At 41.0% G+C, this 22,033-nt stretch carries 17 protein-coding genes; 11 read left to right on the forward strand and 6 right to left on the reverse strand.

All coding sequences use genetic code 11. The features are described from left to right. Positions 1 to 57 precede the first annotated feature (57 nt). Both KSMBR1_RS12655 and KSMBR1_RS12660 read left to right on the forward strand, forming a co-directional pair. Entirely contained in the window at positions 58 to 387 is a 330-nt protein-coding gene (locus KSMBR1_RS12655) for a DUF433 domain-containing protein (protein ID WP_230405704.1), read from the forward strand. Then, positions 377 to 616, forward strand: a complete 240-nt coding sequence (locus KSMBR1_RS12660; RefSeq protein ID WP_099325664.1) for a hypothetical protein — start codon at positions 377 to 379, stop codon at positions 614 to 616. The genes KSMBR1_RS12655 and KSMBR1_RS12660 overlap by 11 nt, the downstream gene beginning before the upstream one ends. On the opposite strand, the gene KSMBR1_RS12665 is transcribed toward KSMBR1_RS12660, so the two are convergent. Beyond that, positions 598 to 1,245, reverse strand: a complete 648-nt coding sequence (locus tag KSMBR1_RS12665) for a transaldolase family protein (protein ID WP_099325665.1) — start codon at positions 1,243 to 1,245, stop codon at positions 598 to 600. The two genes, KSMBR1_RS12660 and KSMBR1_RS12665, sit on opposite strands and share 19 nt — an antisense overlap. Positions 1,246 to 1,646: 401 nt before the next feature. Here KSMBR1_RS12665 and KSMBR1_RS12675 point away from each other — a divergent pair, with 401 nt between their 5' ends. Next, positions 1,647 to 4,466, forward strand: a complete 2,820-nt coding sequence (locus KSMBR1_RS12675) for a B12-binding domain-containing radical SAM protein (protein ID WP_157820579.1) — start codon at positions 1,647 to 1,649, stop codon at positions 4,464 to 4,466. Positions 4,467 to 4,573: 107 nt separating this feature from the next. Here the strand turns inward: KSMBR1_RS12675 and clpX are convergent, their stop codons facing one another. Then, positions 4,574 to 5,836, reverse strand: coding sequence for an ATP-dependent Clp protease ATP-binding subunit ClpX (clpX, locus tag KSMBR1_RS12680; RefSeq protein ID WP_230405703.1), 1,263 nt, complete (start codon positions 5,834 to 5,836; stop codon positions 4,574 to 4,576). 379 nt (positions 5,837 to 6,215) lie between these two features. On the opposite strand from clpX, the gene KSMBR1_RS12685 reads away from it, so the two are divergent. The 5 genes from KSMBR1_RS12685 (at position 6,216) to moaA (ending at position 14,176) form a co-directional block, all read left to right on the forward strand. Then, positions 6,216 to 6,803: a 4Fe-4S dicluster domain-containing protein gene (locus KSMBR1_RS12685; protein WP_099325668.1), complete on the forward strand. Its 588-nt coding sequence runs from the start codon at positions 6,216 to 6,218 to the stop codon at positions 6,801 to 6,803. Positions 6,804 to 6,968: 165 nt separating this feature from the next. After that, a complete protein-coding gene (locus KSMBR1_RS12690) occupies positions 6,969 to 7,925 on the forward strand; it encodes an Mrp/NBP35 family ATP-binding protein (protein WP_230407998.1) in 957 nt (318 codons plus the stop codon). Between the two features lie 289 nt (positions 7,926 to 8,214). Beyond that, the gene (locus KSMBR1_RS12695) at positions 8,215 to 11,796 is read left to right on the forward strand and encodes a PAS domain S-box protein (RefSeq protein ID WP_157820580.1); all 3,582 of its coding nucleotides are present in this window, start codon (positions 8,215 to 8,217) and stop codon (positions 11,794 to 11,796) included. A 14-nt stretch (positions 11,797 to 11,810) separates the two neighbouring features. Beyond that, a complete protein-coding gene (locus tag KSMBR1_RS12700) occupies positions 11,811 to 13,193 on the forward strand; it encodes a sigma-54-dependent transcriptional regulator (protein WP_099325671.1) in 1,383 nt (460 codons plus the stop codon). An 11-nt stretch (positions 13,194 to 13,204) separates the two neighbouring features. Next, positions 13,205 to 14,176 (forward strand): GTP 3',8-cyclase MoaA, encoded by a 972-nt coding sequence (gene moaA, locus KSMBR1_RS12705; protein ID WP_099325672.1) that lies wholly within the window; start codon positions 13,205 to 13,207, stop codon positions 14,174 to 14,176. 810 nt (positions 14,177 to 14,986) lie between these two features. On the opposite strand, the gene KSMBR1_RS21075 is transcribed toward moaA, so the two are convergent. From KSMBR1_RS21075 to KSMBR1_RS21080, 3 genes are all read right to left on the reverse strand, one after another. Beyond that, positions 14,987 to 15,145, reverse strand: a complete 159-nt coding sequence (locus KSMBR1_RS21075; RefSeq protein WP_157820581.1) for a hypothetical protein — start codon at positions 15,143 to 15,145, stop codon at positions 14,987 to 14,989. Between the two features lie 125 nt (positions 15,146 to 15,270). After that, entirely contained in the window at positions 15,271 to 15,837 is a 567-nt protein-coding gene (locus KSMBR1_RS12715; protein ID WP_099325673.1) for a nucleotidyltransferase domain-containing protein, read from the reverse strand. Continuing rightward, positions 15,816 to 16,031, reverse strand: a complete 216-nt coding sequence (locus KSMBR1_RS21080) for a hypothetical protein (RefSeq protein WP_157820582.1) — start codon at positions 16,029 to 16,031, stop codon at positions 15,816 to 15,818. Before KSMBR1_RS21080 ends, KSMBR1_RS12715 begins: the two co-directional genes overlap by 22 nt. A gap of 472 nt (positions 16,032 to 16,503) precedes the next feature. Between KSMBR1_RS21080 and KSMBR1_RS12725 the strand changes: the two genes are divergently transcribed. The 3 genes from KSMBR1_RS12725 (at position 16,504) to KSMBR1_RS12735 (ending at position 19,703) form a co-directional block, all read left to right on the forward strand. Further along, positions 16,504 to 16,725, forward strand: a complete 222-nt coding sequence (locus KSMBR1_RS12725; protein WP_099325675.1) for a DUF2683 family protein — start codon at positions 16,504 to 16,506, stop codon at positions 16,723 to 16,725. 63 nt (positions 16,726 to 16,788) lie between these two features. After that, a complete protein-coding gene (gene moaC, locus KSMBR1_RS12730) occupies positions 16,789 to 17,268 on the forward strand; it encodes a cyclic pyranopterin monophosphate synthase MoaC (RefSeq protein ID WP_099327053.1) in 480 nt (159 codons plus the stop codon). Between the two features lie 167 nt (positions 17,269 to 17,435). Continuing rightward, a complete protein-coding gene (locus KSMBR1_RS12735) occupies positions 17,436 to 19,703 on the forward strand; it encodes an IS4 family transposase (RefSeq protein WP_099325554.1) in 2,268 nt (755 codons plus the stop codon). Positions 19,704 to 20,212: 509 nt separating this feature from the next. On the opposite strand, the gene KSMBR1_RS12745 is transcribed toward KSMBR1_RS12735, so the two are convergent. Beyond that, a complete protein-coding gene (locus KSMBR1_RS12745; protein WP_099325677.1) occupies positions 20,213 to 21,994 on the reverse strand; it encodes an ABC transporter ATP-binding protein in 1,782 nt (593 codons plus the stop codon). Between the last annotated feature and the right edge of the window lie 39 nt (positions 21,995 to 22,033).

Here is a 22,033-nt window from a genome sequence, read left to right on the forward strand (position 1 = left end):
TGGTTTTTTGGGAAAAGTAATTGTTAAATCATTGCGTAAAGCCTTATTTAACGAAAAATGTTAGTTGAATGCTTGATTAATGTCAACGTAATTGGTTATATTTACGAAGGGTTAAATTGTAACGGTATTGTAGGTATTTCATTTATCGGGGAGGCAATAGCAATGATTTATAAAGGGAAAATAATAACAGATCCGGCAATAATGCTTGGTAAACCTATAATTAAAGGGACGCGAATAACCGTTGAACATGTTCTGAGAAAGCTATCGGAAGGTATAACCGTAGAAGAATTATTAGAGGTATATCCTCATCTCACAAAAGAGGATATCCTGGCTGCTCTTTCATATTCCGCAGACGTAATTGAACTGGAGGAATTAATTGCCACTTAAAATCCTTGCCGATGAAGATGTTGATTTTCGGCTAATAAAAAATTTAAGGACTACTGGAAATGCCCACCCCAAATTGCTGTTCGGGAACGTAACGGCGCCGGAAACTACATCTGCGGGTTCAGGTTACAAACCTGGACCCGCCTGGAATCTTTTGAATGACAAATCCGTTTCAATCCTTTCAATAATTTCAGAAAGCTTCTTATCTCTTATTCATTTTACTTCAATCTGAATCCCTGTTCCCCCTGAGTTGAACTGACGCACCGCTTCTTCCGAATGTTCATGAATGCACAATGTGGATAATATGTTAAAAGGCAAGGTCAGATGGTCGGCGCCGCAAAGAAGCGAGCTGCTTGCTTCTTCAGAAGATTTGATGCTTGCCGCCAGAATTTCCGTGGTGCTACCGTGAAGTATCTTTGACATTGCATTCAGAAGCGCAAGCCCGTCTCCTATCAACTTTGTTGCGCGGTTAACATACACCGCAATGTATTGTGCGCCTGCCTCACTTGCCACTAATGCCTGTGATACGCTGTATAGTGCAGTTACGCAACAGGGTATTTCTTTTGAAAGAGAATAAACTGCCTGAAACCCGGCGGCAACCGGAGGGATTTTCAGTACAAGCTGGTCGCCTGCAATCTCTTTTGCCATACGGGCTTCCTTATGCATGTCTTTACTATTAGATGAAATAAGCTGATAAAACAGCTTTCCCATATTGAGTTCTGCAAGTTGTGCTAATACGGATTCAGCCTTCCTGCCTGCTCCGGCAAGGAGCAAGGGATTTGTCGTAATTCCTTTAACCCATCCGAAATCCTTTGCTATCTTTGCTTCTTCCGGAGTGGCGGTATCTATAAATATTGACATAAATGATGTATATTAAAAACTGGGAACCCAAGGCTGGCATAGCCAGAACCAAACAAGTGCGAGATAAAAAATACGAAGCACGAAATACGAAACAAATTCCCAAATCCTCCCCCTTGCCAGCTCCAAAGGGGGAGAATGTCCCCCGCTGGCGGGGGTGCAGGGGGTGGATTCGTATTTAGCATTTCGTATTTCACCATTAAATATTTTGCCAAAAAATGCAAAGAAATTACTGCTAAGGTACTAAAAAGGGGGGCTGAATCATGGATTATTCACGTTACAATTCAAATCATTGTAAAATCACTGCCTATCAGATACAATGCCATATCATACCTTTTATACACTGTTGTGTAAACAATCACATAATTTTTTAATTTCTTTCACTGCCCACTATGTTTTGTACAATGCCAGCAGATTGTCTAAAATCTTCTTCTGAAATCCGTCAGTGGTATGAAGAGAAGTATTACTCTCTTTCTATTGCAGGTCTTTGGTTAAAAGGCGGGGAGCCTAATACTATGTCCCCAGCCCTGTTTTCTGAATCTGAAGTGCGATTTCTTATATGCCGCCTGTCAACATACCGCGATGTGTCTGCTTCTATCTCCCACGCATTGATAGCGCAAATAGCACAGGAAACCGAAGGGGTCTTTACCGACTTTGCCTTTCTTCCGCCTCCCAAAGACCTGAAAATAATGATCGATGCAAAAATTCCACTTTGGGTGGGAACCACCACAAAGGAGCCGCCTTGTGCTTTTGACGTCATTGGTATAAGCAACTCCTTTGTGCTGGAAATGCTTAATTTGCCCAAATTATTGCTCTTTTCAGGCATACCCCTTTATAAAAGCGAGCGCATTGATCAAAATACTATTCCTCTGATTGTGCTGGGAGGCGCTAATGCTGCTGTTACCCAAACACTACACGGAACGGTGAATGAACAGGGCGGTAAAAATCATTACGGACTTGTGGATGCTGTGTTTATTGGCGAAGGAGAGTACGCCGTAAAACAATTCCTTGAAATAGTAAAACAAGGAAAGGCACTTGGCTGGACAAAGGCAAGGATATTAAAGGAATGCCACGGCAAAGTAGACGGGTTTTATGAACCCGATAAATATGAACACCGCTATAAAACAATTGTACAAAACAATCTATCGGCACAGGAATTATCGGAAATTGCCCCGAAGGCGCCTTACGTATCCTGTCCGGTAAAGAGCGCCATAGTATATGACCTTGATCAAACACGGACGCTGGAATCAGGCCCGATATGGTATGACCCTGAAAATTTGGGCAGCGGTAGTATACAAATCAGCAATGGATGCCCATGTTTTTGCTCGTTCTGTGCGGAAAGCTGGGAGCGGAAACCGTACAGGGAAAGATCGCTGGCAAAATTGTCAGAAAGTATGAAAAAGGCAAAGGCGCTTCAGGGGCTGGATACCATAAACCTCATGAGTTTTAACTTTAATACCCACACGGAACTCTATCCCATGATCCTGTCGTTTTACCGGGAAATCACCAATGTAAATCTGAAAAGCCAGCGCTTCGACCTCCTCTCTACAGATAAATTCCTCGCAGAGGTGCAAAGAATCATTGGCAAGACTACGGTAAGCTGTGGTATGGAAGGCATCAGTGAACGATTGCGCCGTTACCTGCATAAGAATCTTACCGAAGACCAAATATATACTGCCTGTGAATATTTATTCGAAAATGGTATGCGGGAACTCAAGATTTTTTTGATTTACACAGGACTTGAAAACAAAGAAGATCTTGAGGAATTCAGCAGATTTGTGGAAAGCCTCGCCGATTTAAAAAACCTCTCTCATTGCAAAACAAGGGTTATTTTCAGCCTGACGCGTTTGTACTATCCGCCACACACTCCACTCCAATTCGATATTTGCAAGACAGCGCTTGAGGAAAATAAAAAGATATTTATTGCAATAGAAAATATATGCAAAGTCAACGCTATGGAATTTCGTGAAAGCGCCTCCCATGAAGATACCTGGCTGATGCAGCTCCTGGCAATGGGTGATCGCAGATTAACCCCCGCCCTTATACGTTCATCGATTGCCGATGATTTTATTTATTACAATACGGTTCCCAAACAAGTGAAAAAGAACTGGAAAATATATTTAGAGGAGTCAGGTCTTTCAGAAAATGACTTTTTTCAAAAAAAGAGCGAAGAGCGGATACTCCCCTGGGATGAAATTGATACAGGCATTACTAAACATTTTTTATGGAAAGAATACGAACGTTCCATAAATTTTACCGAACAGGATTACTGTTTAGGCAGGGAGGGTATTGAAGTAAATTGTACTGGCTGCGGCGCATGCCCAACGGCAACTCATAAAAAAAGCCTGACCCAACACACCACTTTTCCTCCCTTTTTGCGGGAAGATATTAAACATGTTGCCGACGGCAAAAAAAATCAGATTACACTGCGGGTTATTGCCGAAATCGACCCTGTCCTGCGTTTAATCCCGAAACGTTTTATAGGGGTAGCTATTGCGCGTTCTCTTATGATGGCGCTGCCCCACATTACCCCTTATTATTACGCCTTATCAGGGTATATAGGAGAATTTATAGATGGAAAACCGGCGGTAGATTTTGCTTATGGCATAAATATCTATCACCTTTCTTTCCTTTCAAATGCCATCACAGAAGAAGCATTACAACGGGAAACGCTCGCCGGGAAAATTGCCGGTATACAAAAATATTGTTCCGGCTTCAGCATACATGAACTCATACCTGAACCAACAGACAAATCAGACGTAAAATTCATACTTTACAAAATGCAATTTCCACCGGATATTTCGGAGTCCCTTATTGAACAAACATTGGGGAAATACCTTCATGACACCTATGTAAAACATACCTTATTGAAAAGAGGCGGCGGCATTATATTTAAAGTAAATGAAAAGAGTAAAAAAAAGGCGTCTGTTATTTATGCCAGAATTGATGCATCCACAGCGGGGCATGAAAACGGATTCCAACTCATCATGCTCGTAACACAACGCTTTGATTTCAGATCGTTTCTTGCGGCATGCTATGGGTTTGAAAGAAGGAGGGAAATCATTCGTACAAAGATTGAAGCGTTAGGATATTACCGTAGAAAAATTGATCTAATAGAAAACAAGAAATGCGTGGTATGCAACAGTTTTATACATGAAGACACCTTTGCAGGTAAATCAGCGAAAGAAAATCAGTGTCTTGTTTGCAGTATAGATGCGGATTAAATGCCGCCTAATGAAAAATAATTACCTTGGGTTTTAAGGTACTATGTTTGTAACTACACAGAGGGGGACGTTCAGTTGTTCTTATATATATCGGGGCGGGAAAATTGTCACGCCGTTTTCTTTAATTCCTGGGCAATCAAAGGTATCTTGCCATTCACAACGTCAGGGGTAACTAAAAAGGTTGAACCATTTTTACAGTCAGGCAAGTGATACATAGGATCTAACATAAAACTTTCAAATACAGAACGTAATGCCCTTGCGCCAGTTTCTTTTTTCAGCGCTATTTTACTAATTGCCATCAGTGCCTCATCGGTAAATTCCAGTTTAGCATTTTCCATTTCAAAGAATTTTTGGTATTGCTTTACCAATGCATTCTTCGGCTCAGTCATTACCTTGATCATATCCTGTTCCGTAAGCGGCAATAATGATACAATTACCGGCAATCTCCCCATAAACTCCACAATCATGCCGTATTCAATAAGGTCTTCAACTTCAACCTTATTCAGAAGAGCGCCCAGGGATGTATCATTATCGGAGGTTTCGTGAGTACTTTTTTTTGTATCAAATCCAATACTCGCCTTGCCAATCCTCCTCTTAATAATCTCATTAACGCCGCTAAAAGTTCCGCCGCAAATAAAGAGGATGTTTTTTGTGTCTATCTGTATATATTTTTGCTCCGGATGTTTTCTTCCCCCCTGGGGAGGGACATTCGATACCACACCTTCCAAAATCTTTAATAATGCCTGCTGTACCCCTTCACCTGAAACATCCCGGGTAATGGAACTGCTTGCATTCTTTCTTGCGATTTTATCTATTTCGTCTATGTAAATAATTCCCTGCTGTGCGCGCTTTACATCAAAATCCGCATTTCTTAACAAACCCAGCAAAATATTTTCTACGTCTTCTCCAACGTATCCTGCTTCTGTCAGAGTTGTTGCATCTGCAATAGCAAAAGGAACATTGAGCAGTTTCGCGAGTGTGCGGGCTAAAAGCGTCTTGCCGGAACCTGTAGGGCCAATTAACAGGATATTGCTTTTTTCTATTTCAACCTCATCATCCTTGCCTCTGTTGCTTGTTAGCAATCGTTTATAATGATTATATACAGCAACGGCAAGTGTTCTTTTTGCCTTTTCTTGTCCTATGATGTATTCGTTTAATTTATCATTTATTTCCATCGGAGTAAGAATTTTGCCCGCCGGCCTAACATCGGCGACGGAGGCATGCTCTTTCTTAAACAACATGTAGCATGTGTCAACACATTCATTACAAATAAAACTGTTCGCATTCCCCTGTATCAATCGCCCTATGGCTTCACGATTTCTACCACAAAAGGAACAGGTCATTTTATTATCAGCGGTCTTTTTTGCCACTTTAAAGCTTCTCCATAAAACGAAAAAGGTATATATGATACATAACGCAACTAAGCTGCAATCAGAAGGAGTTTTACCACGAAGAGTACGAATGGCGCGAAGAAAAACTTATAAAAAAAGTAGTTTTGTCGGGTAATACTATGAATGGTGAATGTAACAAACAATCAAAAAAGATGCAAATTTATTTTAATGGGTTAGTGGGAGAGATATCGTAACAGAAGGTGTTTATGGTTAAAGAATTCTTATTCCCCCACTTTTTTTGGCATTAGATTATGATAAGGATTTGACCTTGACAAGATATTTTAATTGAAGTAGATTCATTTTAGGATTTATCATTAACTAAAACTTCTCATTATTTTTGATTGTTGCGGGATTTGAAATGGGCGACTCTGATAAAATTGTTGACAGGCGACAGTTCTTTAAAGACTTATTTTATTATGTTGGCAACAAAGCCGCAGATTATACAAGCAAAAAAATCGACCGGATAATGCCAAAAGGGGATTATTTGCGTCCTCCAGGAGCAATAGAAGAAACGGAATTTCTCTCATTATGCACCCGTTGTGATGAGTGCATAATGGTTTGTCCCGCAAAGGCCATTAAGCGATACGAAGGGTTCATGGATGTGGCGATTGGCACTCCCGTTATAAAACCAAAGGAAAGTCCGTGTGTATTATGTAACGGGTTATTGTGTATTGAGGCGTGCAAAGACGGCGCATTAAAGCCCGTCGATACTGTTACTCAGGTAAAAATGGGGATTGCACGTATCAATAAGTCACAATGCTTTGCATGGGACGACCAGGATTGTCACCTGTGTTATATTAAGTGTCCTTTACAGGATGAAGCCTTGTATCAGGAAGACGGCAAACCGGTAATTAACGAAGAAAAATGTGTCGGTTGTGGTATTTGCGAATACGTATGCAGTACGATAAACAGTACGTGTGCAATCAAGACGCTTCCGCAGGGTTAACGTCCGTAAAAAATATCATACCATTAACACACACTATGTTAGAAAAATGCGGAGAAAGATGCGGTATTTTTCTTTATTGGAACAGGTAATTTTTTCATCTCACACCAACAAATACGTTGTGCCATTTTTGGCGTCAGCGATTAGAACAAACTTATGAAAGGGGTAATGATGTCTGACTGTAAGATACCGTTTACTTGTGAACTTTGTGATAAACAGTCTTCCTGCCAATTAGACCATATAGAACACAATAAGTGGGCAATCGCCCAACGCATGAAGGAGATTACCTACAAAATCGTTGTAATAAGTAATAAGGGCGGTGTGGGAAAAAGCACCGTCACTACAAATCTTGGCGTGACATTGGCTTTGAAGGGATACAAGGTAGGCGTTGCCGACGCGGATATACACGGGCCAAATATACCCATGATGCTGGGAGTAGAGGGACAAAGACTTAAGGGGACAGAAGAAGGCATACTACCGTTAGAAGTGCTCCCAAATTTAAAGATTGCCTCTCTTTCCTTTCTCATCGAAGATCCCGCGCTTCCCATAATATGGAGAGATGCCGCAAAGTGGGATTTTTTATGTGAATTAATGGGAAGTATCTGTTGGGGAAAACTTGATTATCTGCTGGTTGATTTACCGCCTGGCACAGGCAACGAGGCCATTTCAATCATTGAACTTATTGGCAAAGTGGATGGTTCTGTTATTGTCACTACGCCCCAGGATGTAGTTTTGCTTGATGTAAAGAAATCGGTTTATTTCTCAAGAGACAGCAATGTGCCGGTCATTGGCGTGGTAGAGAACATGAGTGATTTAGTATGTCCCCACTGCAAAGGGCACATAGAAGTGTTTAAAACGGGAGGCGGCGAAAAGATTTGCAAAGAATTAGGATTGACATTTCTTGGCAAGATACCGTTGGATCCTGAAGTCACAAAGAAATGTGATGATGGCGAGGCATTTGTAACTGCTTTTCCTGATTCGGAAGGAGCAAAGGCCTTTAGCGAGATAAGCAAAAAGTGTGAAGTATTTGTCAGAAAACAAACAGAAGAAAACACGGAAATAAGAGAATACAGGGAAGTCCCTTTTTTGGGTAAAGTACCTGTAGACCCTAACTTTGTTGAATAAGGAATGCTGTCTGAGTAGTTGTTTATAATGACTCCGCCCATACTATTCAAATAATAAGCGTATTCCTCACAAAACATACTCCGCTAACAACTGCCCGCCGCAAAATAATGTTACCCTCCCGCTGATTTTAACCAGGATAACGTAGGAGGGGTTTCTTGCCCGACTTTCAGGATTAACGTGTTGCAAAAAACAGGTGTTTTTTCATATTTTTCTCCCGATCCATCTGAGCGTCACGATCATAAAAAGAGAGAGAGATAACGGATATTTTAAAACAAAAAAGAGACCTCTTATGTTTCGTTCTATCAGAATAAAATTAATATTTTTCTTCCTGCTGGCTGTCCTTACTCCATTGTTGGTGATGCGTCTTATCGCTTATCCCACTGCACGAAAAGCTATCCATGAAACGACCATTAATAATTTACAACTGATTACCTCTAAAAAAGCTTTTCTGTTGAATGACCGGTTAAAAAAAATACGGCGAGATGCGGAACATCTCGCAAAAAACCCTTTTATGGCTGCTGCTGTTTGTTTAGCAAAAGCAGATAACACTACCACCACACGATTCGTTTCTCTCCTATCCACGGAAAACAATTTACATGAATTTATTATCAGTGACATTGACGGTAATATTTGTGTGTCAACTGACGGTAGCATTATAGGGTTAAACATTGCCGGCAGTAAGGGTTTTCTCCAGGCAGGGGGTGGTGAAATATGTTTTTCAGAAACACCTCCTATAACTACATTTGATACACTTGAAGCACAAAACTGGCAGGCAATTTTTAACACATTATATGCCTACATACCAATAAAAGAAAATGGGCATATAGTGGGTATAGTAGTATTAAAATCAGACCTCTCTTTCCTCAGTAAAGAGATATTAGAAATACCACATGGAGATAATTACGCAGTACACATTATCAATAGGGAAGGGCAATTTATTGCCGGATTGGCTCCTGGAAAACTCCTCCACACTACAGGAAATTTTGCCAAAGAAATGCCACTAAAAACCCTCCTGACAGAACCGGGAACAAACCAATTTACCAGGAGTGTAAAAGCATGTTTAGCCGGCGCTAATGGATATGACATGATTGGTTATGTTAATAACGCCGGAAAAACCGTACTGGGGGCATGGCATTGGGTTCCCGAACTGCAGTGGGGTATTATTGTCGAAGTTGACGCAGATAAAATATCTCTCGTTATGAATGAACTTAAGAATTCTATATCAAAAATACTTTCTTATTTGACCGTTGCAGGCATTATTATGGCGATATCGGGGATCGCATTTGCTTTTATAACCGGCCAAAAAATAGGCACCCCCATTCTTACCTTAACAAAAGCAACTCGTAAAATGTCTGCCGGAGATTTTTCGCAACGCGTGGAAATAAACACACGGGATGAAATACAGGAACTGGGAGATGCGTTTAATGTCATGTCAGCATCCGTTCAGGGAAAAACAACAGCACTGGAAGAGGCGACAAATTTCTTAAAAAGCATTCTGGTCAGTTCTACGGAACATTCAATCATTGCAAGTGATCTTTGTGGAAATATTCTGGAATTTAACGAAGGCGCAACAAGAATGTTTCAATATGCGCCGGAACAAATGATAAACAAATCAAATATAAAAATGTTATACACCAGAGAAGAAATACTGTCCGGAAAATTTCAAAAAATACTTAAATCTGCATTATTTACCGGCAGCTACAAAGATGAAATGAAACTGGTGCGTAAAGATGGAAAAACATTTACCGGATATACAACCATCACCAGGAGGAATTCTTTCAGCGGCTCACCAACAGGTTACGTAATAATCATAAGGGATATTACCGAACAAAAGTTACTGGAAGAAGAGGTCAATAATTATACGGTTCACCTTGAAAGAATTATCGAAGAAAGAACACATAAATTAATCATCTCTGAAGAAAAATATAAACGTTTGTTCGAATCAAGCAAAGACGTCGTTTTTTTCTGTGATATAAATTGTCAGTTTGTCGATATTAATCAGGCCGGCATTGAATTGTTTGGTTATGACACAAAGAATGATATTTTACAACTCAACCTGATTCATCATTTATTTTACAAAGCGTCAGAAGGTAAAATAATAAAAGAAACCATAAACAAAAACGGTTATGTAAAGGATTTCGAAATAGCGTTAAAAAGAAAGGACGGCAGCAAAATTCCCTGTATGATGACCGGCAGCCTGAGAAGGGATATGCGGAACAACATCATTGGCTACGAAGGTATTATTATAGACCTGACTGAGTGGAAGAAGATTGAGCAGGAAAAAGATATCCTGAATAATATAAATAAAATATTAGCCTCAAGACTGGATATCAGAGAGGTTTATAAGTCCCTCAGCGAAGAATTTCACAAAGTAATTGCTTTTGACCGCTTAAGCATTGCATTGCTTGATGAAAAGAGGGTTGAATTTTTGACTTTCGCCGTTTCGAAAGATTATCGTTTTTCTGAATTGGAAGAGGGGGTGCAGTATTCTAAACAGGGTACACTGGCGGGAAAGGTGGTGGAAGACGGTGAGTTTTTTGTCGTTCACGATACTTCCAGAGGCCCGTTTTCAACAGACCCTATTTTATCAAAGGAAGGTATTAAATCCCGCCTGTCGGTCCCTTTAATTTGCAAGGGAGAAATCATAGGAAGCCTTAATTTCGGAAGCAAAAAGGTAAACAATTTTACAGAAGCACACGTGGATGTTATTAATAAGATTGTTCCGCAGCTAGCTATTGCAATTGACAATACACGCCTATTTGATAGAATCAAATACTCTGAGGAAAAATACAGAAATCTGGTAGAAGATATAGAAGACATCATCTTCCGTCTTGATAAAAACGGAAGGTTTATGTTCCTCAACAATGCATTAAAAAATGTAACGGGATACCTCCCCCAGGAGTTTTATGATGCACCTTCTTTAGCATTTAAAATAATCCACAAGGATGATGTTGCATTGGTTAAGCATATAACAAAAGAAATCATTGGCGGCAGAACAAAGGTATTTAAGGGTCTGGAATACAGGGTTTATTGCAAAAACGGCAAAGAACTCTGGTTTTCTCAAAACACATATCCTATAAAAAATAAGAACGGATGTGTGATCGGTGTTGAAGGCATTATACAAGACATTACTGAAAAAAAGAAAATAGAAGAGCAAATACGCCGTTCAGAGCGGCTGGCGTCCATTGGCGAATTGGCGGCTTCCATTGCCCATGAAATAAGGAATCCGCTCGGAGCAATATCAAATTCCGTCTGCATGCTGAAGAGAGATTTGGTTCTTAGCGACGATGATAAAAACCTGTTCAATATGGTTGTTGAAGAGACCGAGTGGCTGAATAATATAATTTCCAATTTCCTTACCTTTGCGCATCCCGCCGAATACCATTTTACCAAAAGTGACATTGCAAAAATGGTTGAGGAGACATTAATTCTTTTGAAAAAAGACGCCAGGTTCAACGGGAATATCAGGATTAAAAAGAACTATAGCAAAGCCCTTCCAAAGATATTTCTGGATAGAATCTGGATAAAAAAGGTATTCTGGAATTTATTGATAAACTCTATAGACGCCATGCCAAATGGAGGTGAAATCTCCATTAGCCTGAAAAAAACCGGAGTCCCGAATGATGATAAAATAGAAATTATCATTTCCGATTCAGGTATCGGCATACCGCCGGAAAGAATTAAAAAGATCTTTGAGCCTTTTTTTACCACAAAAAAATCAAGAGGCACCGGATTAGGGCTCTCCATCGTACACCGCATTTTAGACAATCATGACGGTACGATCGATGTAAAAAGCATACAAAACAGGGGTACAATATTTACAATCAGGCTACCGTTAAACAATAAGAAATCCCGCACCGTTTCCGTTTGAGGTTTTTAAAAATTATGTATACTATTCTTGTCGTTGAAGATCAAAAAAATATGAGAGAATCTCTTGTAATTGCTCTGAAAAGGGCTGGTTACAAGGTTACAGGGGTTGATAATGGCGAAATGGCCATACAACAGCAAAAAGAAATTGGCTATGATTTAATTATTGTGGACCTGAAAATGGGAATTATGGACGGACTTGAAGTGCTGTCAAACGTAAAAGAAATCAACCCCTCAACGGAGGTTATTGTCATGACTGCATTTGGCACTATTAACAGTGCTATCCAGGCGATAAGAGACGGGGCATACGATTACATCACAAAACCCTTTCATCTGCCCGATATGCTTTCCGTCATTGAGCGTGCACTGGAAAAGAAACGTTTGTCTGAAAAGGTCAATAATTTACAAAAAGGCACAAAAGAACATTACAAATTTGAAGGTATTATTGGCAATTCTCCGGTAATGATGCGAATACTGAATATACTGGCAGAACTGACGAACAGTGAAAGTACGGTATTAATAACCGGAGAAAGCGGGACGGGGAAAGAACTGGTTGCACGTTCCATACATAACAACAGTCCAAGAAGCAACAAACCATTTGTGGTAGTGAACTGTGGAGCACTGCCTGAATATTTGCAGGAAAGCGAATTTTTCGGGCATGTTATGGGTTCCTTTACCGGTGCGGTAAAGGATAAAAAGGGGCTGTTTTTTGAGGCGCAGGGGGGGACTTTATTTTTAGACGAAATTGGCGAGGCGTCGCTTTCCACCCAGGTTAAACTACTAAGGTTTCTGCAGAACGGAGAAATCCGCAAGGTTGGTGATAATAAACCTGTATTCCTTGATGTACGCGTTATTGTCGCAACGAATAAGGATCTTGAAGAATCTACTAAAAACGGCGGCTTTCGAAAAGATTTATTCTACCGGTTAAACGTCATAAGAATTCATGTACCGCCCCTTAGGGAAAGAAAAGAGGATATCCCCGCCCTGGTGAATTATTTTGTAAATGCGTGTTCACACAAACTCAACAAGAAAATACCTGAAATTTCCGAAACTGCGATGAGTACACTTTTAAACTACTCATGGTACGGGAATATCAGGGAATTGGAAAATGTGATTGAACGGGCAATTACATTATCAAAAAATGGCCGCATCATGCCGGCAGACCTTGCAATACAGGAATCCCTTTTTCATGATTCTATCGACATACTTCACGATTCCGGAGGAATCAGAGCCGCATTAGCCCAACAGGAAAGAAAAACAATTGTAGAATCCTTAAAGAAATTTGCAGGAAACCGCAAGCAAGCGGCAAATAATTTAGGAATTTCCACCACCACTTTGTGGAGGAAAATGAAGGAATACCACATCATACCAAAAATAAATTATAATGTTGAAAATGGTTGAGGAATAACTTAATGGCTATTACGGACTCATATTCCAGGCAGATAAACCGGCTGCGAATCTCGGTAACAGAGCTTTGTAATCTCAGGTGCACTTATTGCAGGCCGGAAGCCGGCATTGCGCTTATGGAACATAAGGATATCCTTACTTATGAAGAAATAATAGCTATCATACAATCTGCCTTAAAATTCGGCATAACAAGTTTTCGATTAACCGGCGGAGAGCCGCTTGTCCGAAGGGGTATTGATTCATTTATCGGAATGCTGGCAAAGGTAGAGGGCATAGAAGACCTTGCAATGACAACAAACGGCATTTACCTGAAAGACTATGCAAAAATACTCCGGAAAATTGAGGTGTTTAGGCTAAACATCAGCCTTGACAGCATTCAGGAAACAAAATACAAACAAATCACGCGCGGAGGGAATTTAAGTGATGTATTGGACGGCATAGAAGAAGTCCTTCAATTACGATTTAAAAATACAAAAATCAATGTAGTTGCAATGAAGGGCATTAATGATGATGAATTTGAAGATTTTGCAAGACTTACACTGGAACGTGATATCGAGGTGCGTTTCATTGAATATATGGCGATGAATAAAAGCAGCCTGACTTCAGAAAATAAATTCATTTCCTCCTCTGAAATAATAAGTACTATCGAAAAAGATAATGAACTGATTCCTCTACCTAAACCAGTGCTTGGCAGCGGCGCCGCACGAGTATATAAAATAAAAGGGGCTCTCGGCACGATAGGATTTGTTTCCGCTGTAAGCCAGCCTTTTTGCGATTCGTGCAACCGGCTTCGGTTAACTTCAGAAGGAAAACTTCGCTCTTGTCTTTTATCGGGAGGAGAGGTTGATTTGAAGTCTATACTGCGGAACAATTTCAGCGAAGAATTGCTTCAGGACGCCTTTATCCGTGCCGCACATTTAAAACCCCGCAAACATTCCGGCAGAGGGCATGTGGTTATGCACAAGGTAGGCGGTTAAGAGTAGAGTAGTATCCCCCCCAACTCAACTCAACGGGAGCATTCCCGATTTTTTGTAAAAATGCCATTAGCAGGGGGGAGGGGAAGAATAGTAACTCAAGCTTCCAGCTTGAGGGTAAAATACCACAAGCAGTCATCATGTTGCATTTGCAACACCCAGAAACGATGAAAATGGTTTTATAGCCATATCATATTGCGGTATCTGTGCTTGAGCTATTTTTTGTAGTCTTACTTTCGAGTCGGAAACATCTGGCATTTCTGTTTCTGTACCGGTTCAAATGTATAGGGCCATCCAAAAGGTCTCTGCTTGTCATTGTAGGGGGGGGCTCAGCTTGTCATTGCGAGGGTCTTTTCCGAAGCAATCAATATACTACGAGATATTTTGTGACATAAGAGGCCCCATATCGCGGGAGAAAGAAGCAAATTAAGGGTGGCTCAAGGGCTAAAAAAATAGAATTAATTAATGGAATGAATGCAGGATGGAAGGATCTCTATTACGGTTTATGAGGTTGCTTCGGAAAAGACCCTCGCAATGACAAGCTGAAAAGATCATCGCAATAACAAAACGGATACCCGCGTAATGACAAAATGAGTCATCAGTCATCATGTTTCATTTGCAACACCCAGAAACGATGAAAATGGTTTTATAGCCATATCGTGTTGTATATCTGTACTTAAACTATTTTTTGTAGTCTTATTTTCGAGCCAGGATGTTTGTGGTACAATGTACAATTAGTTAACCAAAAATCGGGAATGCTCCTGTTCAAACTATGTCCCCCGCTGGCGGGGGTGCAGGGGGTGGACTGAATTTCTACATCGATTCAACTACCCCTTTATTTATGAAAACAATTTTGCCCCTCTTTCCCACGCTCCGCAGACAATTCCACACCCTTAATCCCCCGCCAGCGGGGGACAGGCTTGCCACATCCCTTGCTGCTTTAATGCCCTTGTGGGGTTGATACAGATGCATTCCCGGTTTTTTGCGACACATCTGCCATGTTTTAATGAAACGTACAGTAGTATTAACCCCTGCCAGCGTTGTTTTCCCCTAATCACACAAACGGTTACAAAAAATCGGAAATGCTCCTCTCCCCCCTATGTTATTTCAGCCTCGTTCTTTAGCTGTTTCCATAGTGGTTCAACGCCTAATTTCTTTACCCAATATTCCATATAATTCATATCAAGTTTTCCAAATTGTACCTCATAAACTCGTAATGCGTCGGTAAATTGTTTTTCACTGCCGCCTGAAAGTTTTGCCCATCTCAGTTTGGCCAGGATTGTATCTTCAGGTTTTGAAACCTGCAGTTTTATCCCAAGAACTTCCTCGACATACCTTCGTGAAAAACGGGATTGGTCAAAAGGTTCATCGGTTAATATCCAGAAATCAACTTTATCGCCCTCTTTTACATCAATTATATTGAACATCTTTTGCTTGTTAATTGCATCACAGATACTGTCTTCATCTGCATAAAAATCAGGCGGTGAAAAAGACTCTATCAGTTTCTTTACCGCCGGTTTCTGAATAGCTACAATTACATCTATATCGTGGGTAGAACGTGGTTCACCTTGCAGGCTTGAAGCAACGGAACCTGTTATCATGTACTGAATTCCGGCGTTTTTGAGCGCCTGAATAACCTTTTTTAATAATTCCTGTTGTGACACTTATCGATACGTTTCAAAAGTATTTTTTGAAATTCCTCATCTGAAAGATGCGGAAATCTTTTCTGCAATCCATGAATAAATAGTTGCCTGGTAAATTCAGATAATTCAAATGCCTTAAGTAACCTTTTTTCAGGTGACATTTGACGAAGTACTTGAATATACAGCTTATGATTCAGGCGCTCTTTTAAGTTCATATTTAACTCCCAAACAGATAACAACGCCTCTTAAAACTACCACAGGCATAAAATCCGCCGCTACCAAAAAATATCTTATCGGCAAAGAAGTACCTTACCATACCGGATAAACCTATCCGCGAATCCCATGATAATTGTAGGTGATTATAGTAAAACAAAAAAATATAATCAATCTGAAAAGATACGTATATCAGGTGTATCCAATGGATGACAATGACAGGCTCGATGTTGGTTAGAGCTGATAAAACAAAAGAACTTGTAATTTTCTTTGTTTTTGCTAAACTGACTGCCGGATGGAAAAAAGCAATTTTCTATCATCTCCTATCATCTCATCGCATCTGAATTCCATGGACATCACTGCGGTTTGTGTAAAGGTTATTCAGGAGCAGCAGAATGCGATTGCAGCATTGTCCGCAAAAGTAAAAATGCTTGAAGATAAAATTCAAAATATTCAACATGAAGAGGAACGCAGATGTCTACTAATATATTAGCAAAAATTCAAAAAGACCTGGAATTCATAAAATCCAAATTAATTGTAATAGACAATGAAATTGAAGACATAAGTAATGACTTGCATGAGGTTCGCCCAGAGTACATAAAAAAAATAAAAACGCTGGACAAAAGGGGGAAGTTTTCCCCCTTTTCCAGCGTTGATGAATTGCGCAACGAGATAGAACAGGAACAAAACTTATAAAATTTATAGATTTTGACCATCACGACAAAATATATTGTAAAAAGTATTCCATTAAATAAAACTATGACACAACTCACACATTTTGACGAACAAGGCGCTTCCAGAATGGTAGACGTTGGCAATAAAGACGATACCAACAGGACAGCTATCGCACACGCAAAGATCTCCACAAAACCTGAAACATTCCGCCTTATTATGGATAAAAAAATGCACAAGGGGGACGTGCTTGAGGTTGCAAGAATTGCCGGAATTATGGCGGCAAAACAAACTTCTCAGCTTATCCCGATGTGCCATCCGCTCAATATTACCAGCGTTAAAATAGATTACAAAGACAATGCCGCAGACACCATTGAAGTTTTTGCAGAAGTAAAAGTCACAGGGAAAACCGGCGTTGAAATGGAAGCCATCACCGCCGCCGCCATCTGCGCAATTACCATTTATGATATGTGCAAATCTGCCGATAAGGAAATGGTAATCAGCGATATCCACCTGGTAAAAAAATCCGGCGGTAAGAGCGGAACCTTTACCTTTGGAAAACAGTGACCGTTTTGTGGTTTTATTCCTGCTTTTCAACCACTGTATACAGCTAATTTCGGAAAGCTGAATCGGATGCGACTACTCAGCGTAATTTATAACACGCCCCCTTAAATCCTGGGGATGACCCATATTTTTTGCTGGACACCGTGTTAACCGTATGTTACACTGTGTACATGCTTAGAGTAGGAGGTCGAATATTTTCAGATGATGTAATAAAGCGTTTATCAGAAACTATCCAAAAGGAACCCTGTCTATCGCGTCGTAAACTGTCGCGTCTGGTATGCGAATGGATGGACTGGAGGAATCAAGCGGGCCGTTTGCAAGAGATGAGTTGTCGCAAGGCGTTATTGGAATTGGATCGTCGTAAAGAGATCAATCTTCCAAAGGTGAACAAGCATTATGCATTTCAAAAAGTCAATAAACCTGCGGAGGCGCCTCCGATTGCGGAAGTGTCATGCGAGCTAGCGGAGTTGGGTGACGTAGAGATTATACGGGTTACAACGAGATTCCATTCGAAACTTTGGCGTAGCATGTTAGAAGCGCATCATTATCTTGGAAGTGGGCCCCTATGCGGGGCGCAACTTCGGTATCTTGTACGCAGTGAACATTACGGATGGATAGGAGGGCTAAGTTATAGTGCCTGTGCCAGACGGGTGGAAAGTCGCGACGAGTGGATAGGATGGACGGAGGAAGCACGTAAGCGGAATCATACGTTTGTTATCAATAACAGTCGGTATTTAATAGCGCCTACGGTAAGAGTAAAATGTTTGGCATCGCATGTATTGGCAAAATGCCAAACACGTTTGGTAGATGATTGGGAAAGAGTGTATAAATATCGTCCTGTACTTTTAGAAACCTATGTGGAACGAGGACGGTTTTCCGGAAGCTGTTATCGGGCAGCTAACTGGAAGTATGTAGGAGGCACGGAAGGTCGAGGACGAAAAGGAACAGGTGCAACGGTCAAAGACGTTTATGTTATGCCGTTGCAAAAGAAATGGCAGGCGGTGTTGTGTTGTTGTGCCGATGGCAAAGTACATGTTCGCCAAAGAGTGGCACAAAAAGAGCCTCGGGATTGGATAGAAGCGGAACTTGGAGGAACAAAATTGGGCGATGCACGATTGACCTCAAGACTTTTAGAAATGACAGGTATGTTTTATGACAAACCTTTGGCAAACATTCCGCAGGCGTGCGGCTCAGTCAGTGCGACTAAGGCTGCATACCGATTCCTTGACAATGAGAATGTAGATTGGAAGGCGATATTGCAAGCTCATTATGAGGCCACGGAAGAGCGTGTGAAGGAGAATAGTTTGGTTTTGGTAGCGCAAGATACTACGACTCTGAATTATAGCACACATCCGAATACGCAGGGGTTAGGACCGATAGGTACTAAGAGTGAAAAAGTTCGTGGACTGATGGTGCATGATACGATGGCGTTTACTGAAAGTGGTACACCCTTGGGACTTCTGAATGTGCAATGCTGGGCGCGGGACGGAATAGGCAGCAAACATAAACGACACAAGAAGCCTATCGAAGAGAAGGAAAGCTGGAAATGGGTGGAGAGTTACCATGCAGTATCGCAAGTACAGAAACGCTGTCGAAACAAATCTTTACTGGTGGTTGTGGCAGATCGTGAGGCCGATATTCACGAGGTATTCGCTGAGCAGTATAATACGCCTGATGGCGCTCAGTTGCTGATCCGCGCAGAACGTTCGCGCAATAGAAAGGTTGTTGATGATAAAGAATCATGCGAGTTTTTGTGGACTAAACTGGAACAGCAACCGGTTATAGGTACCCGCGAAATATTGATACCTCCGAGTGAGAAACGCTCCGCACGTCAGGCAATACTTATGGTACGAACGATGCCTGTTACGCTGCGCCCACCTATGCTAAAAAAGAATATGCCTGCGGTCAGGGTGTGGGCGGTGCTGGCGCAGGAAGTCAATCCGCCTATAGGAATTGATGGGTTAGAATGGATGCTGTTAACCACAGTTGCGGTTAAGCAAGAAAAAGATGCTTACGAACGTTTGGAATGGTATGCTCGCCGATGGGGTATTGAGTGTTATCATCGTATTATCAAGAGCGGTTGTCGTGTCGAGTCCCGGCAGTTGGAGAGTGCCCGTCGTCTGTGCAACGCTTTGGCCATTGATATGATTATAGCTTGGCGTATCCATTACCTGACTACTTTAGGACAAGAAACACCTGATGTCCCTTGTACTGTCTACTTCAGCGATTCTGAATGGAAAGCATTGACAACTTTTGCGAACAAGGTCAAGGAGCCTCCTGATTTACCTCCAAGCCTCAATGATGCCGTGCGGCTTTTAGGTAAACTTGGCGGTCATCTGGGTCGCCGTGGTGATGGCCATCCCGGAAGTGAAGTACTTTGGCGAGGCATGTCACGTTTGGCTGATATTGAAGTTGCTTACGAACTTTACACCACTTAGCCTTCAGCTCAATTGGCCGTACAACTACGGTGCTCTTGAAATTTGTGGGTAAAGATTAGCTTAAATCCCCTCAAATACTTCGCTGCTACTTAAAAAAAACCAAAATGTTACGATTGGTAACATTTTAGCTTTTTGAAAAATTCACGGGATAGAAAAAATACCATGTAGCCCCGTTAGGGGGCGGTCTGTTTGTAGCACAATAAAATTCAATAGAGTAAAATAGCTCCGTAGGAGCGGCCTGTCCGTATTCAGGCAGACCTGTTTAATATGGATTTACAAGAGACAGGTCGCTCCTAATTGCAGAGACAGGTTTCAAACCTGTCTCTACGATCTGTTATAATATTCTGTTTTGCTACAAACAGGCTGCTCCTACGGAGTTTATAGGTAATACATTTTTCAAAAAACCAAAGCGTTACGATTGAAATTACTATACATTTAAGCAGGGGCGAAGCATTTGCCAGTTTTGGGTTTGAGCGCATTTATGACAATTTATAGCAAATGCTTCGCCCCTACAATATTTCTATGCCTTCTTCCAGCTCCTCTTTCCTGTAAAGCGCCGAATATTCCCCGTTCATTTTTATAAGCTCTGCATGTGTGCCCTTCTCAACAATCATGCCCTCTTTCATAACAACAATTACATCAAAATCCCTGATAGCCGGTAATCTGTGTGTAACAATAATGAGTGTTTTGCCGGGAAATTTTGTCGCTATGTTGTGCAGAATAAAATGCTCCCCCTGAACATCCACCGCAGAGAGGCAATCATCCATAATAATAATGTCCGGATTTACCGCCAGCGCACGCGCAATGGTTAATCTTTGTTTCTGCCCGCCCGACAAATTAACTCCGCGTTCGCCTAAATAACTTTCATACTGCTCGGGTAGTTTTTGGATTTCTGCCTCCAGTTTTACCATACGGGCAAGTTCTCTCACTTTTTCACCCGTTTCCTCCCCTGCATTGCCAAACAAAATGGCATCTGCAATTCGTTCAGAAAACAGAAATGCCTCCTGAGGAACAAAACCAATACACCTGCGCAACAATGTAACATCCATAGCATTGATATCCATCCCGTCTATAAATACCGTACCGTCTTTTACTGATAGTATCCGGGGCAAAAGGCTTAACAACGTTGTTTTACCGCTGCCGATAGACCCTACAATTGCCACACGTTGCCCAGCGCGTATTTTAAGGTGTATGCCCTTTAATATCCATTTATCCTGTTTATAATATTGAAAATGTACGTCCCTGAACTCAATATCTCCTTTCAAAGTTACTTTTTTACTTGTTACAGAATGTTTGTCGATCTCAGGCTTTTCCTCCATCACTTCATCAATACGTTTCATAGACGCATTACCGCGCTGCAATAATGAGACACACCAACCTACAGCCGTCATAGGCCAAATCATCATTGATATGTAACTTTGAAAAGCGACCAGGGTGCCAAGCGTAATATCGCCTTGAATGACCATTCTTCCGCCAATACAAAGCAGCATGATTATTCCCAAATAAGTAATATACTCAAAGGCTGGACCCAAAAGAGACTGCGGAATGGCAAGCTTAAGATTCTTCTTTACAAAATCTTCTGACAATTCCCGTAAAGCCGCTTCTTCCTGTTGAGAAATGTTAAAAGACTTTACCACACGGATACCGGAAATGCTCTCCCGTACCTTTTCGCTGACCCTTGAAAATTGTTCCTGGACACTACAAAACTGGCGGTCAATAACATTCCTGATTTTATAAGCAATAAAAGGCGTTAAGGGCATCAATATACAGGTAAATAATGATAGTTTGGGGGACAACCAGATAATAATCGGAGGAATAACTATAAAATACAACAAGGCGTCAAGCCCGATTAATAATCCAGGCCCAACTGCCATACGGATAGCATTCATATCGTTTGTAGCCCTGGACATCAGATCGCCAGTTTTATATTTCTGGAAAAAACGCTGTGATTGTGTTTCTATATGCTTAAAAAAAGCCATACGGAGGTCATGCTCGCACCGAAAAGACGTTCCTATGAAATATATCCGCCACACATAGCGGCATGCCCCCTGGAAAAATGTCGCCAGTAGAAATAAGCCGATATAATATGCAATGCCTCGCATGTTACTGTCACCGGAAAGCATATCTATGGTTTTTTTTATAATAAGTGGGGGAAATATATTAATAATATCCACAGTAATGAGCGAGATTGCCCCAATAATAAAATAGCGCCGGTATTTCTTTACAAATACCCTGTAAACAATGCTTCTTTGCCAAAGTGTTTTCAATTTTTTCATAAAACGTATTAACATTGAAATTCCTAAACGCTAACATAATTGAGAATAAAAACT

This window comes from Candidatus Kuenenia stuttgartiensis (assembly GCF_900232105.1).
Taxonomy (GTDB): domain Bacteria; phylum Planctomycetota; class Brocadiia; order Brocadiales; family Brocadiaceae; genus Kuenenia; species Kuenenia stuttgartiensis_A.